Genomic DNA, 15776 nt, shown 5'->3' with positions numbered 1-15776 from the left:
GCTTCGTCAAACTATTGGCAATAATCCGCTTTTTGATCTTCAATTAATGACAATGCGGCATTCCAGGCCGCCATAATAATAGGCTCTGCCTGTGGACTTTCAAATTGTTTGAGTGTGTGTTCACGCACTTCTGGACTAGGATAATGCAATGATGAACTGCTCAAGGCTTTAATCTGAATTTGGCATGCACGTTCTAAAAAGTAAATTTCATGAAAGGCTCGTGCAACCGTATCACCTGTTGCCAGCAACCCGTGATTACGTAAAATCATGCACCGATAATGGGCCATGTCTTTCACCAAACGTACCCGCTCTTCAGTCGAAAAAGCAATCCCTTCATATTCATGATAAGCAATATTTTGATAAAACTTCAGCGCATGTTGTGATAAAGGTAATAGGCCTTGTGTCTGTGCTGAAACCGCAATACCATCCGCAGTATGGGTATGTATTACACAGTTTATATCTGCCCGCGCATGATGTAAGGCGGAATGAATTACAAAACCTGCAACATTAACCATTTTACCTTCATCATAATGTGCGACGATGTTCCCTTCATGATCAATTTTGACCAAATCTGAAGCGCGCATACGATCAAAGGTAACGCCATATTTATTAATTAAAAAATATTCAGGCTGATGTGCTAAACGTAAACTAATGTGCGTATCAATTAAGTCAGTCATTTTATAATAAGCAATCAAACGATATAAGGCCGCCAGCTGACAACGTGCTTGCCATTCCTGTTCATCAATTTCTAGTGGTTTATCCATTTCTCACTCCTTATTATTTGATAACTCAGCGACTTTTTATTTGATTATTCGTATGAATTATTCTTAGCAATTTTATCATAGTGCTACCACGAATCTCTTGTTTCAGACTACAGTCTATTTCATACAGATTTATGATTACTATGCTTTTATCGCATTTAATGTTGGACTTAAGCAAAGTACTTCAATAGTAGAATGTTTATTTGTATCAAGTCTATCTATTCTTTCGGCTCATGAATGGATATTGGCCTAAATGAGACACAAAAAAAAAGCCCTTGTTTTCACAAGGGCTTTTTTGAATTTGGCGGAAGCGGTGAGATTCGAACTCACGGAGGGGTATAAGCCCTCGTCGGTTTTCAAGACCGGTGCATTAAACCGCTCTGCCACGCTTCCATGGGCGCTATCATATAAATATTCTTTCAGAATGGCAAATATTTTTCAGATATTTCATAGTAATTTAGCACTGTTTAATTATTTTTTATTCAATTCAACGAGAGCGACATGTTTTTTAGGCATTCATGTACATTTAAATGTCTTACTCAGCATTGTGTTCTAGATCGTTAGCGTCTTTATAAAACAAAATACAAGCGTGGATTTTGCCTTAGAAATAGACGTCATCTTAGCGTGAGCATTTTAAGACGACTTTGCTATCAACAACAAAATAAAATTCCAAGTATAAAAAAACCCAATCTTTCGATTGGGTTTTTTGAATTTGGCGGAAGCGGTGAGATTCGAACTCACGGAGGGGTATAAGCCCTCGTCGGTTTTCAAGACCGGTGCATTAAACCGCTCTGCCACGCTTCCATGTTGCGCATCATATAAATAAAATGAGTGCTTGGCAATTATTTTTCAACAATTTCGGTTTGAGTGCTCAAAATAAAAACAAAATACTCATTCCACAACTTTACATATCGCTTGTGAGGAAACGATCAGCAAAAACTCCGTGCTGAATCGAATAAGATCTTTCAAATCAAAGCGCTTGATATTCAGCTTCAGCGCCCTATGATAGTAGCAAGCTGATAACAGCTCATTCTTACTACGGCATCGTTTATCACACAAATTGGAGACGAATCTTTTGAATCGAAAACTACTCACAGCTGAAGGTTATCAACGACTACAAGATGAGTTAAACGATTTGGTTCGTAAGGAACGTCCTGAAATCACCAAAATTGTGTCTTGGGCTGCCAGTCTTGGCGATCGCTCAGAAAATGCTGACTACCACTACAACAAAAGAAAGCTACGTGAAATTGACCGTCGTATTCGCTTTTTAACCAAGCTGTTTGAAGTGGCACATAAAGTCGAATACAGCCCAGAACAAGATGGTAAAGCATATTTTGGGGCGTGGGTCGAACTCGAAAATGATGATGCTGAACGCATTAAATTTCGTATTGTCGGTGATGAAGAAATATATGGGCGTAAAGATTATATCTCTTTGCAATCTCCTGTAGCCAAAGCCTGCTTAGGCAAATCCATCGATGATGAAATACAAGTACAAACACCCAATGGTAAAAAAAGCTGGTATATCATTCAAATTCAATATGATGCACCAGCCTAATCTCAATTCAAGATTACCATTAAACCCCAAACACTGTGTATGTATTTGTAGGTAAAGCTAAGCTGACTTTATACATAGTAAATGGTGCGCTTCTTAGAAAATTTATCCAGCTGTTTTAAAAAGCCTTCAAAATAATCTTTTTCTTTCTCTTCAGTTCGATAGCCAGCATATAAGGTGCGACGCAAACCCGTTGCTGACACACAATCTAAACGGCGTGAAGTCACCCAGCCTTTTTGTTCATATTCATTTACCACCCAATCAGGTAAAGCAGCAATACCTCTACCACTTGCGACCAATTGAATTAACATTTGCGTTAAATCTGTGGTACGGATTTGCTTCGGCAAAATATTTGCAGGTATAAACAAGCGCGACATAATATCCAAACGATGCTTATCGACGGGGTAAGTTACCAATGTTTCATCTGCAAGCTCTTGTACCGTAATATCTTTCGCTCTAACTAAGGGATGCGTATTCGACAGAACTAAACGTGATTCATATTCAAAGATAGGAAAATATTCAATGCCTTTTAGTGCAATAGGATCCGCAGTAATTAATAAGTCAAACTCCCCTGTTTGTAACAGTTCATGTGGATTCGCTTCAAAACCTGAGGCAAAGTCTAAATCGACATCTGGATACTGCTGGCGATATTGATTGAGCAATGGCATGAGCCAATCAAAACAACTATGACATTCTGAAGAAAAAGTAATTCGACCCGTTTGCCCATGCACAATACGCGTAATATCCGATTGGGCAATTTGCACTTGAGGTAAAATTTCATCGGCTAACTTTAATAAACGTTGCCCTACATTGGAAAAACTTACCGGGCGACTGCGACGGTTAACTACCTCAACACCAAACCAATGGTCAAGCTCTTTAAGTTGATGCGAAATCGCAGAAGGTGTGAGACACAAATCATTGGCTGCTGATACCAAAGAACCATGCTCTCTTAAAGCGATCAGCGTTTTTAAATGACGAAGTTCAATCATGGGAGATCTAGATGTAATAATCAATGCAAACACTATAAGTGAATATTTTTCATCTTTCAATTTTAATCATTAGATTCCTTCACAAACAAAGTTTTCTTCCTTTCAAATACAGTCCTCCTATATGTGGAATTCCGTCCAAATCCAGATTCTCAACGACAGACTTGCTCTGCAAATCAAATAGCATCAAGAATGCTTTAAATGGCTAGCCTTAATACAGCGACATTTATGGATCAGGGATCTATCAAATATAGGCATCAAATTTTTAATAGCTAAAATCGTAAATATGACTAAAAAGTGTCAATGAAAAATGGGACATGACTGGCTGTTATTTCCTGCAAAAGCACAGCAATTTTTACTTATCAAGCTGAACACTAAAATTTGCATAAATTTCATACATTAGATCAACTCTTTTCTTCATATATACATCCTGAATTTTATTTAAAAATCTCAGTTTTTAAAGCTCTCATGATGGCCTAATCTTATCGGTAGTTATCGCTTAAGCTCGTTGTACTGTTAATGGCTTATTTACAACTATCGTTTTCACCTATAAAACAAGTTAATTTTGTCTATTTTACAATCAAGCATACAACAATATCTCGTTGTTATTTATTGCATATTTAGTGCATTTTTTTTAAAAGTAGCCCAATACTCCAAAGTTTAAATTGAACCATCAAATACACTGTAATATACGTAAAATCTGAGTTTATTTAACGCATAAAATAAGTCCATTTAAGATACAAAACAGCCTCGTTTCAGGTCATTTTTTGAAGAATGACATTTTCAATTTAATAAGATTTTTTGACATATTTACTTTCATTTTCAAGTATCAAAATTTACACAATTCGCTCACTTTTAACACAACACTTGTACCACCATATTTTGCAATTTTTTTTATTTATTTATTTCAATAACTTATATTGTTAATTTTTAAATATTTTCGTACAAAATTTGACAAGCATTTTTTTGCTCTTTATTATGCGCACATCTTTTAAGCGAATTTGTTTTTTCATCAGTGTAGAAATTCTACATATTTCCCATTTTTTCCTAGTCATTCTGAATGACGTTCATGACTGCCCAACCCTTATTGAATTTATCAAACTTGAGAAAGTATGAGGCATTTTTTGTCTTCACTTTTTAGGGCATAAATTACTTGTAGCGGAGACAACATGCACAGTAGTTCAACTTCTGGGTCGAGGCTTTGCCTTAACTCTTTAAACTCTCTCCCTTTAAAAGCATTTGTATTTAGTACTGTCTTAATTCCGTTTCACAGTATTAATGCAAGTAAGACAACCCATCAATATGATTCGGTTGTAAATAGCAACAAACTAATTGTCGTATCAGTTGCAGATGTAAGCACTGCCTTTAAAGATGGCCAGCACTTACATGGCTTTGGTTATGACCTTGCGCGCAACTATGCAGAAAGCATCAATGTAAAACTTGATTTTAAAATTGTTCCAGACAATGCAACCGCTTTAAAAATGGTATCTAAAGGTCAAGCCAACTTCGCCATGACCACCAGTAGCATTCAATCGATTGAAGCTAAGCATTTAACTTCATTTTCTGCGAGCTGTGGCGATACCGTTTCACTGCAAAAAAATGGCTTAAATAGCAACCTGAATTGGGTTTTTAAAGACGCCAGTGATCCACTTAGCCAAACTGCAAGTGGTTTTATTTGCCGTGCAAAGCAAAATGGTTCCATTGGGCAATTAGCATCTTTTTATAATCGTAATGTTTTAAAGCAAGATGCGCTCAACACGATCCAACGGGATCTGAGCAAACGTATGCCTATATATAAGGCAAGCTTTAAGAAAACTGCACAGCAATATAATCTTGACTGGCATTTATTGGCAGCTATTGGTTATCAAGAGTCATATTTAAAACCGGACTCTGTATCACCTACTGGCGTACGCGGGCTGATGATGCTGACCAACAGCACAGCGAAAGCAATGGGTGTAAGTAATCGCACAGATCCAGCGCAAAGCATCCAAGGCGGTGCGAAGTACTATGATCAAATGCTGGCACGATATGCACATATCCCAATGCCTGACCGTAACTGGTATGCATTGGTTGCATATAACATGGGGCCAGGTGCAGTTTCGCAATTGCAAAGCAAAATTAAAGCTCAGGGTAAAAATCCAAACAAATGGGTGAACCTCTACACTTATTTAGACCGTAACAAAGCCAGCAATGGTCGTTATCGTCAAGCTGTACAATATGTCACACGTATCCGTGCCTATTTAGAGCATATTAAGACCACACCGCAATTGGTGAATATCTAAAGCTAGTTTTATACGCCTCGCTCAAAGATCGAAAAAAAAAGCTTACCCAAGGGTAAGCTTTTTTGATTTGAAGTGATTCACTTCATCTCATGAGTCTTAAGCCGTTTGCTCAAGTACTTTTTTGAATAAGTCTTTTTGTTCTTGGCTAGGCTTTGCAGTTTGCAGTGCCATCAATTGTGACATGTCACCTTGAACTTTTATTTTGCCTGTCATGAATGCTTGCATAGCTGCAGCCATATCAAACTCAAGGAATACTTTACGTAAAGTTTCAGCATCCATGTTTAGCGTTGTTTTTGCGTTTGCAGATAAGCCTTTTTTAATTGCGCCACCGTCTAAAGACAATTCAGTATTGCCAGAAGCGTCTGCAACAACCAAATTAATCGCAAGATTTGCCAGAGCTGGTGGTAAGTTTAAGTCACCTGCTTGAGCAGTTAGAGTTTCTACAGTCGAAAACCAATCGTCAGTTAAAAAAGCTGGCATGTTCTATCCTCAATCTCTTTGTTCGTGTGTGCAGCCTATCCAGACAGCATTTTAAAAGAAGCATTTTTTGCTTGTCGCTTGTTATAGCATGATCACCTGCAAAATAGCTAAAGAATTTTGCACGCACCGTTCAATTTTAATCAAAACCATACAACAATGAATAAAATCAAATACATAAAAAAAGCACCTGAGTTTCAGATGCTTTTTTGAATGCCTTTAGAACTTAGTCCGCAACAAAACCTAAATTCACCATGTTAATGCGTTTGCTTTCGCCTTCTGGTGCTTCTTCAGTTGAGCATGCACCCTCTTTGAAGTCAAACTCACGTTCACTATCTAGCGCTTCGAAATCAAATAATTCTCGGTCAGCCAATTGTGATGGTGATACATTTTGCAATGCACCAAAAATGCTGTGCAAACGTTTTGGATATTCTTTATCCCAGCTACGAAGCATATCGTTCAATATGGCACGCTGTAAGTTTTCTTGCGAGCCACATAAGTTACATGGAATGATTGGAAACTTGCGCATTTCAGCATATTTGATAATGTCTTTTTCTTCCACATAAGCCAGTGGACGAATCAAGATATTCTTTTTATCCGAAGATAAAAGTTTTGGTGGCATCGCTTTTAAGCTACCGCCATGGAACAAGTTCAAAAAGAAAGTCGCCAAGATATCATCACGATGATGACCTAAAGCCACTTTAGTTGCACCAATTTCTTGCGCAAAACCATACAAAGAACCACGACGTAAACGAGAACACACAGCACAATAAGTTTTACCTTCAGGGGTAAGTTTTTTTGTGATGCTATAAGTGTCTTTTTCCAAGATATAGTACGGAATGTTATTTTCTTCTAAATAACGTGGCAGTACTTCTTCAGGGAAACCTGGCTGTTTTTGGTCAAGGTTAACTGCAACCACATCAAAGTTGATTGGCGCAATGCGTTTAAACTGAAGCAAGATATCCAGCAAGGTATAACTGTCTTTACCACCAGAAATACACACCATAACCTTGTCACCATCTTCGATCATTTTAAAATCGCGGATCGCATGACCGACTTGGCGACGGAGCTTTTTCAGCAAACGATAGTAAGCTGAGCTGGTAGGCAGTTCAGGCTTGAAATTAAATCCTTGTTCGGACTCAACTGGCGAGTACATAGACGAGATTAACCCATAAATAAAATAACCGCGCAATTTTAGCTGATTCGCTCTCTCACCGCATTAAAAGAATGTAAATTCCATAAATTGTCAAAATACAGTCATAATCAAGTAATCGAAGCGCGGTAAATTTGAACGCTTGCGTCTGTTTTTTAGCCAAGATGCTTATCTTTTGGACTTTTCCACAGTTTTCCACAAAAGCTGTGGATAACTTTGTGGATTCTAAAAGGCTTGACAGCTTGATCCACCCTTATTTTAAGGCTTTCATTTAGATTGATCATTTTTTGATCAATTTAATATTCCTTAAATATCAATACCTTAAATGTGTCAAGTTATGCTCATTAAAAAAAAATAAATATTTTTTTTGATTATTGAATCAGCAAAATGACTTGCTTTTTACAAACTAGCCGATAAATAAACAGATCAAAGCTTTTCATCGCTTTTATTTTTGCTACACTCTATTTGTACTGTTTGGGGACAGAAGTTTTTTCGACGACGACAATGAAAAATAAATCAAAAAATTTTGCATTTTGCATTTTGGGATCAGTACTGTCTTTCGGCATGGTTGAAATAAGCCATGCAGGAAAAATTTATATTTATAAAGATAAACAAGGCAGCACCCTACTCACCAACCGTCAAAGTGCAGATAAATCACTCACAAAAGTGAAAGTGACCTATTATCCAGACAGTAATATCCACACTTATAATAACTGGGGATCAAACGAATCTTCAGTTTTGCCCAGCTATAGCCGTAACAAAAATGCCTTCGACCACATTATTAAACAGGCCGCTCAACAACACGGTGTTTCTGAAGGTTTAATTAAAGCCGTCATGCATACTGAATCTGGCTTTAATGTGAATGCCCGTTCCCCAGTCGGTGCCCAAGGTCTAATGCAACTGATGCCAGCAACAGCTCGACGCTTTAATGTGTCAAATGCTTATGATCCATTTCAAAACATTATGGCAGGTGCACGTTACTTGGCATGGTTAACCAAGCGCTTTAATGGCAACACGTCTTTAGTTTTAGCTGGTTATAATGCAGGAGAAGGCAATGTGCAAAAGTACGGCGGTGTGCCACCTTTTCGTGAAACACAAGACTATGTACGCCGTGTGACCAGTCGCTATAACAACTTATATGCAAACGGCGCAAGTACAATCAGCGATTACAATACCAGTACGGCATCAAATTCAGGTGCAGGCAAAATCATTGCTAGCTCAGCCAATTATGAGCAAAATGAAACATCGACTGAACTTAAAGCCAGTAATAAATATCAGCGTCATGTAATTCAAAATGCGAGCAATAGCTTTACTGATGCACCAGGCTCCTATACCACGGCCAATGCGACTGCCTCTGCACATATCTATTTTAAAGATTAAAAAGACAGCATTTTTCTTTTTTCTGAGAGATTTACTAATTATTTCTTGAAATTATTAGACTTTCACCTCATATTGAACTTAATGATTATGATTTGTAGATCAGATTATTTTTCCATAATACGAGGATTTTCTCAATGATGCGGATTGGTTTGTTCTTGCTAACCAACCTCGCGGTACTGATTGTAGCTGGCATTATTTTGTCACTCTTCGGTGTCGGCAGTTACCACGGCGCAGGCGGCTTACAGCTTGGCAACCTAATGGTAATCTGTTTTGTGTTTGGTATGGTTGGTTCTTTAATTTCTCTATTCATGTCTAAATGGATGGCGAAAAAAACCACTGGTACTGAAATTATCGACCCGAACGCACCGCGTAGCCAAGCTGAAGCGTGGCTTTTACAAGAAGTTGCTCAACTTGCGCAGCGTGCTGGCATTAAAATGCCTGAAGTTGGTATTTTCCCCTCTTATCAATCTAACGCTTTCGCAACAGGTTGGAACAAAAACGACGCACTTGTCGCTGTTTCAACGGGTTTGCTAGAACGTATGAACAAAGACGAACTTCGCGCTGTATTGGCACATGAAATTGGCCACGTAGCCAATGGCGACATGGTGACCTTGGCTTTGGTTCAAGGTGTAGTCAACGCCTTTGTGATGTTCTTTGCACGTGTTGCAGGCGATTTTATTGACCGTAATGTCTTTGGTCGCGAAGAAGGTGAAGCACCTGGTATCGCTTATTTTGTGATTACGATTGTGCTGGATATCGTGTTTGGTATTCTTGCTTCATCTATCGTGATGTGGTTCTCGCGTTATCGCGAATACCGCGCAGACGAAGCGGGTGCTCGCCTAGCAGGCAAACAAGCCATGATTTCTGCATTGTTACGTTTACAAGCAGAATCTGAAATGCCAGATGCAATGCCTAAAGAAATGAAAGCTTTTGCGATTTCTGCAGGACGTGAAGAAGGTTTTAGTTTAGCTGCTTTGTTCCAAACTCACCCAACAATCGAACAACGTGTTGCCGCATTACAGCAATTAGATTGCCCATAATGTTAGCTTAAGTATTCGATGAAAAAAGCCTCCTTCGCGGAGGCTTTTTTAATGTCTGTATTGTTGTTTAAATACATCACATTTAAAAATGCTGTATCCATTGCCACAACCAAACACCACCCATCCACATCGCAAATAAAAATAATACAATGAACAACAGCCCCAACAAGTCTGGAATATGAATCCAGATCCACGCCACAATTGGATTACGCCAAAAAGCTGAATGTTGCTGCTTCTGTTCTAATTGTTCGTGCAAAAAAGGATGCACCACGTGTGTATCACTACGAATTTGATATTCTTCACGAATATGCGTATGTACCACATCTAAGGCCTTACGACTTGGACGAATAAAAACATCAAATACCGTTCCTACAATAGGAATAAAGCCCACAACAGCATCTAACATTGCCATTTTCATCACAGGGTTTAATTTTTGCTGTGGTACACCAATTTGTTTGGCTTTCATAATGGCATAACAGGTCAAAATAAAACCTGCGATGTCCCCTGCAATAGGAATGGTACTTAAAGCTGCATCCGCACCTACGCCTTGCTTAGTAAATGGAATCCTTATGACAGAGTCCATCATGTTGGCAAATTTAGCCAAGTCACGTTCTAAGCGAATCACCTCTTGCTCTGACAATTTTTTTTCAAGATTTTTAATCTGTTTATTTTCGGTCATTGTATTGTCCAAATGCGATTAAATCAGGCAAAACATAAGTTATAAATCCATAGTAACTTACTTAAAGTAATAGCTGAGAGGCAATAAATAAATACACCAATACTCCAGAGGCGTCACAAATAGAAGTCACTAAGGGTGCAGATGCACTGGCTGGGTCTAGCCCCATGCGGTTTAATATAAATGGCAGACTCATACCAATCAAACAACCCAACATCACAATTGCCATCATACTGAGTGCCAACACCAAAGCGACCATTTCATCACCACGGTAATAGCCCAATGCAGAGACGGCAATTGCCATCGTGGCGCCAAGACATAATGCCACCAAACTTTCACGGCCAATCAGATAAAACCAGTCTTTAAAATGCACATCCCCTGTTGCCAAGGCACGCACCATTAAAGTTGCAGATTGTGATCCTGCATTTCCGCCACTGCCAACCAATAAAGGTAAGAAGAACACCAATACTAAATTTGTGGCAATAATATCTTCAAAGTGTGCAATTCCAAATCCCGATAGCAAACTGCCAAATACTAAAAACACCAGCCAAAATACCCGCTTTTGATAGAGCTGAAAGATTGGCGCTGTTTTTAAACTCAGTTTGCTATTGGCATTGACCGCACCCGCTTTTAAAAAATCTTCAGTGGCTTCTTCACTGACCACATCCAAAGCATCGTCATAGGTCACAATACCCAGTAATTGCATTTGATCATTCACAATTGGCAAAGCAATAAAATCATAATAACTAAGCTTTTTAGCAACGCTTTCTTGGTCATCATCCACATGTGCATAAATTACTTCTTTATGCATTACATCGGCAATGATGTCCTCAGGATTGGCTAAAATCATTTCTCGTAATGAAATCACGCCTTGCAGTTGTTTGTGTTCATTCACGATATAAATTTGGTACAAGGTATCTGGATTAGACGTATCTTGTCTGAGTTGTTCTATCGCCTGCTGAATAGTAATTTCCGCAGGCAAAGTCGCGACATCCAAACTCATAATCGCGCCAGCGGATTCTTCCTGATATGCTGCTAAGGAACGAATTTGTAGTCGCTTATTTAAACTGAGTCGGGTATATAATTGCTTTTGTACGATGGACGATAATGCCTTGACCAAATCTGCACTATCGTCTGAATGCATTTGCTCAATTATTTCAACCAAATCTGCAATATTCAGTTGCTCAGCTAATTTAACGCGCTCGGCTGGGCTATAAAATGAAAATACATCAGCCTTATTTCCCAATAAATGCAATAACTGCACCTGAGTGCTTGGCTTAAATTGCTGTAGTACCAGTGCAATATCGGCTGCATTTAAATATTGTAATAAATGATTAGCCTGTTCATATTGTTGGGACTGGATTGCGATTTTTATTTGCTCAACTAAGTTTTCTCTTTCAACCATCATCGCCTCCACTTATTTATGCATTCATGTCATCTTCATTTTTTATAAATTTTTACTACATTCTTTATACTCATTATGCCCTCAAGTCGGCTTATAAAAGCCCAAAAGTACAATAAATAAATATTCTCAATGGGTTTAAAACGCTTGTACTGATTGGAGATAGAACCTCAAACTGCAGAGCACTCTACACACGCAAAAACCATAAGACCCAGCCAAAGTAAAAATATTTTTAAATTATGCGCAATTTAATCACTAAGCATAATGAAGTGCTTTATTTAGAGATAATCTATATTTTCCTTAAATCCAATCATGGCTTCAGTTTACATTTGTAACATATAGGCACGCTTGCAAAGGCATGCAGTCAATCAAGTTGTATTTATTTTTTAGACTTGTTGCATGAGCTACATTTTTTATTCATGTTTTTAGTATATAAGTACAAAGTAATTTCTGTGTTTATGCTCAGTCTATTTTGGCTGATTTAAAGCGTTGGCGCTCGTAGCTTAACCTATAAATGGAACTTTTCAGCGCAATGGAAAGTAATTAAATTATGCTCTCTAAATATTTTATCCAGCGCCCTATTTTTGCTTTTGTACTGGCCATTTTTGTGATGGTTGCTGGTGTATTTGCATTATTAAATTTACCTGTAGAGCGTTATCCAGATATCGCGCCACCGCGTATTTCCATTAGCGCAACCTATTCAGGTGCAGATGCGCAAACTGTAGAAGAAAGCGTCACCCAAATATTAGAGCAGCAAATTACAGGGCTGGATCATTTACTGTATTTTAGCTCCAGCAGTGATGCCAATGGCCGTAGCCGCATTAATATTAGTTTTGAAAATGGTACTGATCCAGATACAGCGCAAGTTCAAGTACAAAACTCTATTAATAGTGTATTAAGTCGCTTACCAGATGATGTCCAACGCCAAGGGGTTAGAGTCCTCAAGTCTTTAGGTGATACCTATATGGTGATTGGCCTATATGATGAGCAACATAAAAGCAGCAATATTGAACTGTCTGATTATTTATTGACGCATTTAGAGAGCGAATTAGGACGCGTTGAAGGCGTTGGTGAAGTTGACGTATTTGGTTCAAAGTTTGCCATGCGGATATGGTTAAATCCAAATCAACTCAAAAAATACAACCTCATCCCAAGTGATATTCAAAAAGCAGTTGAAGCACAGAATACGCAAGTGGCTGCTGGTGGTATTGGTGAACTTCCTAGCGCACAAGAACAATATTTAAATGCCAAAGTCAGTTCGGGCTCTCGTTTAAAAACGCCTGAAGAATTTCAAAATATTATTTTAAAAGCCAATGTTGATGGTAGTTTTGTCTATTTAAAAGATGTTGCACGAGTAGAGTTAGGTGCAGAAAATTACCAATCTTACAACAGCATTAATGGTTATCCTTCTGCAGGTATGGCTATTTCTTTAGCCTCTGGTGCTAATGCCATTCAAACTGCAAAACGTATTCAAGACACCGTCGACCGTTTGTCTAAGTCTTTACCAAATGGCTATAAACTGGTTTATCCAAGCGACAACACACCATTTGTCCGTGAATCCATTAAAGAAGTGGTCAAAACATTATTTGAAGCCATTCTTTTGGTTATTGTCGTGATGTTCCTGTTTTTGCAAAGCTGGCGTGCAACTTTAATTCCTGCCATTACTGTTCCTGTCGTACTTTTAGGCACAATGGGTGTACTCCTGCTTTTAGGTTTGAGTATTAATACCCTCACCTTATTTGCACTTGTACTGGCCATTGGCCTACTGGTGGACGATGCCATTGTGGTAGTTGAAAATGTTGAACGGCTGATGCACGAACAACATTTAGATGCCAAACAAGCGTCTTTAGCTTCTATGCATGAAATTAGTGGCGCTCTGGTTGGTATCACCTTGGTGCTCACTGCTGTATTTATTCCAATGGCATTTTTTGGTGGTTCTACTGGGGTCATTTATCGTCAGTTTGCACTGACCTTAATTACTGCCATGTCGATCTCACTTGCAGTCGCGTTAGTACTTACACCTGCATTGTGTGCACTTATTTTAAAACCAACGACACAACCATTTACTTGGGCGACGCGATTTAACCGCTTGCTTGAAGCTATAAAACATCAATATGTAAAACTTAGCCATACCATTATTGATTTTAAATGGGTGAGCTTTGTAATCATTGCTGCACTTATTCTTGTGTTTGCACTGTTTTATCGTGCCTTACCATCCAGCTTCTTACCCAATGAAGACCAAGGTCGTTTAAGTGTACAAATTACCTTACAAGACAATGCACCAATGTCACAGACCATGAAAGTGGGTGAATCGGTTCGTGATTATTTCTTAGAACATGAAAAAAATAATGTTGATCTGGTTATGCTCCGCTATGGCAGCAACCGTACGGGTACAGGTCAACACATGGCCCAAGGCTTTATTAAGCTCAAGCCGTGGGATGAACGTAGTGGGCAAAAAAATAATGCCAATGCCATACGTGAGCGTGCGAATGCTTATTTCCGTAGTCATGCCAATGCCAAAATTAACATTACTGCACCACCAGTTGTGATTGGCTTAGGAGATACCGACAGCCTAAGTTTTTGGATTCGTGATATTAATGGCCAAGGTCGTCAATTTTTAAATCAGCAATTCACGCAATTAAAGCAAGATTCTGCGCAATACTCAGGTTTTGAAAATCTTGATAAAAAAGCTGCGCCAGACAAAGCCAAATTAGAGGTTAATATCGACCCTAAAGCGGCCATGTCTTCTGGCCTCGCGATGGCTGACATCAACAGTACATTATCAGCTGCATTGGGTGGTAAATATATCAATGACTTTATTGATAGAGGCCGAATTAAACGCGTCATGATACAAAGTGATGCGCCCTTCCGAGCTACACCAGAAGATTTGCAATACTGGTCTGTACGCAACAATCAAAATGAAATGGTACCCTTTGCGAGCTTCTCTACCATTAATTGGTCTGGTGGTCCAGAATTGGTCAACCGCTTTAATGGTTATAGTGCACTTGAAGTTAATGCAGACAAAACTGCAGCAGTTAGCTCAGGCCAAGCAATGCAACAAGTCGCAAGCTTGGTAGATCAAGCCAAAGATATTGATTTGGCTTGGAGCGGACTGTCTTTTGAGGAACAAAAAACCAGTAATCAAGCACTGTTTTTATATGCTGTTTCTATCGGATTTATTTTTCTATGTTTAGCGGCTTTATATGAAAGTTGGTCCATTCCTGCTGCGGTCATGATTGCGATTCCTTTAGGGATTGGAGGCTGTGTGATCTTTTCATTCTTGGGTGGTTTCCCAAATGATATTTATTTCCAAATCGCACTGCTCACAACCATTGGCTTATCGTGTAAAAATGCCATCTTAATTATTGAGTTTGCTGCAATGGCACAGCGCGAAGGCAAACATGTGATTGATGCAGCTATAGAAGCAGCTTCATTACGTTTTCGGCCAATCCTAATGACATCATTGGCCTTTGGTGCAGGTGTTATTCCACTGATATTTGCACAAGGTGCTGGCGCAGTCAGCCGTCAAGAAATCGGCCTCAGTGTATTTGGTGGGGTGATTTTTGGTACGGTCTTGGTTCTCATTTTTATTCCTTTTGCCTTCGTGATGATCCGCACATGGTTTAAACCCAAAGCCAGCCCAACAAAATAAAGTTTCTAACATAAAAAAAGACGCAAAATGCGTCTTTTTTTATGTGCTACCGATCAACCTAAAATTTAGACAATATGATCTTCAATTACATCATTTGGGCTGTACTGTAGATGTCGTATTCTGCGCTACTTCAACAACCTGCTCAATAACAGGCTTTACCGTTGTTCCTATCTCTGCAGTCACTACATCCGCTGATGGATTTTCAACATACGCCTCATCCAAACGACGCTCAAGTTGATGTTCAGCATTTGCTTCTTGTACTTTTGCTGTAGGAGTTACCAGCGCACCTTGTTCAGGTTCCTGTGTATTAACGGCTGATGTTTCTACCACTGTCTGTACAGTCGGTTGCATAGATGTTGTTGCAGGTGTTGCAGGTGTTGCAGGTGTTGCAGGTGTTGCAGGTGTTGCAGGTGTT

The 15776-nt window shown here is 38.9% G+C and carries 11 protein-coding genes, 2 tRNA genes and 1 pseudogene; 5 read left to right on the top strand and 9 right to left on the bottom strand.

All coding sequences use genetic code 11. The features are described 5' to 3' along the window. Positions 1-11: 11 nt before the first annotated feature. The 3 genes from EXE29_RS09310 to EXE29_RS09300 form a co-directional block, all read right to left on the bottom strand. Positions 12-764 (bottom strand): class II aldolase/adducin family protein, encoded by a 753-nt coding sequence (locus EXE29_RS09310; RefSeq protein WP_120364496.1) that lies wholly within the window; start codon positions 762-764, stop codon positions 12-14. Between the two features lie 299 nt (positions 765-1063). Beyond that, positions 1064-1154, bottom strand: a tRNA-Ser gene (locus EXE29_RS09305). Between the two features lie 320 nt (positions 1155-1474). Beyond that, a tRNA-Ser gene (locus EXE29_RS09300) sits at positions 1475-1565 on the bottom strand. A gap of 271 nt (positions 1566-1836) precedes the next feature. On the opposite strand from EXE29_RS09300, the gene greB reads away from it, so the two are divergent. Further along, positions 1837-2316, top strand: a complete 480-nt coding sequence (greB, locus tag EXE29_RS09295) for a transcription elongation factor GreB (RefSeq protein WP_117006510.1) — start codon at positions 1837-1839, stop codon at positions 2314-2316. Positions 2317-2384: 68 nt separating this feature from the next. On the opposite strand, the gene EXE29_RS09290 is transcribed toward greB, so the two are convergent. Continuing rightward, on the bottom strand, positions 2385-3302 hold the full coding sequence (locus EXE29_RS09290) for a LysR family transcriptional regulator (protein WP_106986430.1): 918 nt from the start codon (positions 3300-3302) through the stop codon (positions 2385-2387). A 1166-nt stretch (positions 3303-4468) separates the two neighbouring features. Here EXE29_RS09290 and EXE29_RS09280 point away from each other — a divergent pair. Next, the gene (locus EXE29_RS09280) at positions 4469-5581 is read left to right on the top strand and encodes an MltF family protein (protein ID WP_106986431.1); all 1113 of its coding nucleotides are present in this window, start codon (positions 4469-4471) and stop codon (positions 5579-5581) included. A gap of 96 nt (positions 5582-5677) precedes the next feature. Here EXE29_RS09280 and EXE29_RS09275 read toward each other — a convergent pair whose 3' ends face one another. Together EXE29_RS09275 and ttcA are read right to left on the bottom strand one after the other, a co-directional pair. Beyond that, positions 5678-6061 (bottom strand): SCP2 sterol-binding domain-containing protein, encoded by a 384-nt coding sequence (locus tag EXE29_RS09275; RefSeq protein WP_106986432.1) that lies wholly within the window; start codon positions 6059-6061, stop codon positions 5678-5680. Between the two features lie 223 nt (positions 6062-6284). Then, a complete protein-coding gene (gene ttcA, locus EXE29_RS09270; protein WP_106986433.1) occupies positions 6285-7214 on the bottom strand; it encodes a tRNA 2-thiocytidine(32) synthetase TtcA in 930 nt (309 codons plus the stop codon). A gap of 501 nt (positions 7215-7715) precedes the next feature. Between ttcA and EXE29_RS09265 the strand changes: the two genes are divergently transcribed. Next, positions 7716-8591 (top strand): lytic transglycosylase domain-containing protein, encoded by an 876-nt coding sequence (locus tag EXE29_RS09265; protein WP_106986434.1) that lies wholly within the window; start codon positions 7716-7718, stop codon positions 8589-8591. A gap of 134 nt (positions 8592-8725) precedes the next feature. Next, on the top strand, positions 8726-9631 hold the full coding sequence (htpX, locus tag EXE29_RS09260) for a protease HtpX (protein ID WP_106986435.1): 906 nt from the start codon (positions 8726-8728) through the stop codon (positions 9629-9631). 82 nt (positions 9632-9713) lie between these two features. On the opposite strand, the gene EXE29_RS09255 is transcribed toward htpX, so the two are convergent. Together EXE29_RS09255 and mgtE are read right to left on the bottom strand one after the other, a co-directional pair. Further along, positions 9714-10310 (bottom strand): DUF4112 domain-containing protein, encoded by a 597-nt coding sequence (locus EXE29_RS09255; RefSeq protein ID WP_120364495.1) that lies wholly within the window; start codon positions 10308-10310, stop codon positions 9714-9716. A 61-nt stretch (positions 10311-10371) separates the two neighbouring features. After that, on the bottom strand, positions 10372-11712 hold the full coding sequence (gene mgtE / locus EXE29_RS09250; protein WP_228198763.1) for a magnesium transporter: 1341 nt from the start codon (positions 11710-11712) through the stop codon (positions 10372-10374). Between the two features lie 547 nt (positions 11713-12259). Between mgtE and EXE29_RS09245 the strand changes: the two genes are divergently transcribed. Next, the gene (locus EXE29_RS09245) at positions 12260-15361 is read left to right on the top strand and encodes a multidrug efflux RND transporter permease subunit (protein WP_120364493.1); all 3102 of its coding nucleotides are present in this window, start codon (positions 12260-12262) and stop codon (positions 15359-15361) included. Positions 15362-15451: 90 nt separating this feature from the next. Here the strand turns inward: EXE29_RS09245 and EXE29_RS09240 are convergent. Further along, positions 15452-15776 (bottom strand): annotated as a pseudogene (locus EXE29_RS09240) (hypothetical protein); the annotation flags it as partial.

Origin of the sequence: Acinetobacter sp. WCHAc060006 (genome assembly GCF_004209135.1) — a bacterium.
In the GTDB taxonomy this organism is placed as follows: domain Bacteria; phylum Pseudomonadota; class Gammaproteobacteria; order Pseudomonadales; family Moraxellaceae; genus Acinetobacter; species Acinetobacter cumulans.
Note: the sequence above shows the minus strand (reverse complement) of the source record. Positions and strands in the feature narration are given on the sequence as shown.

Excerpts from the sequence above, each read along its gene's own strand:
- ttcA (WP_106986433.1), bottom strand. The coding sequence starts at position 7,214 with ATGTACTCGCCAGTTGAGTCCGAACAAGGATTTAATTTCAAGCCTGAA.
- EXE29_RS09280 (WP_106986431.1), top strand. The coding sequence starts at position 4,469 with ATGCACAGTAGTTCAACTTCTGGGTCGAGGCTTTGCCTTAACTCTTTA.
- EXE29_RS09290 (WP_106986430.1), bottom strand. The coding sequence starts at position 3,302 with ATGATTGAACTTCGTCATTTAAAAACGCTGATCGCTTTAAGAGAGCAT.
- EXE29_RS09255 (WP_120364495.1), bottom strand. The coding sequence starts at position 10,310 with ATGACCGAAAATAAACAGATTAAAAATCTTGAAAAAAAATTGTCAGAG.
- EXE29_RS09265 (WP_106986434.1), top strand. The coding sequence starts at position 7,716 with ATGAAAAATAAATCAAAAAATTTTGCATTTTGCATTTTGGGATCAGTA.
- EXE29_RS09275 (WP_106986432.1), bottom strand. The coding sequence starts at position 6,061 with ATGCCAGCTTTTTTAACTGACGATTGGTTTTCGACTGTAGAAACTCTA.
- htpX (WP_106986435.1), top strand. The coding sequence starts at position 8,726 with ATGATGCGGATTGGTTTGTTCTTGCTAACCAACCTCGCGGTACTGATT.
- EXE29_RS09245 (WP_120364493.1), top strand. The coding sequence starts at position 12,260 with ATGCTCTCTAAATATTTTATCCAGCGCCCTATTTTTGCTTTTGTACTG.
- mgtE (WP_228198763.1), bottom strand. The coding sequence starts at position 11,712 with ATGGTTGAAAGAGAAAACTTAGTTGAGCAAATAAAAATCGCAATCCAG.
- EXE29_RS09310 (WP_120364496.1), bottom strand. The coding sequence starts at position 764 with ATGGATAAACCACTAGAAATTGATGAACAGGAATGGCAAGCACGTTGT.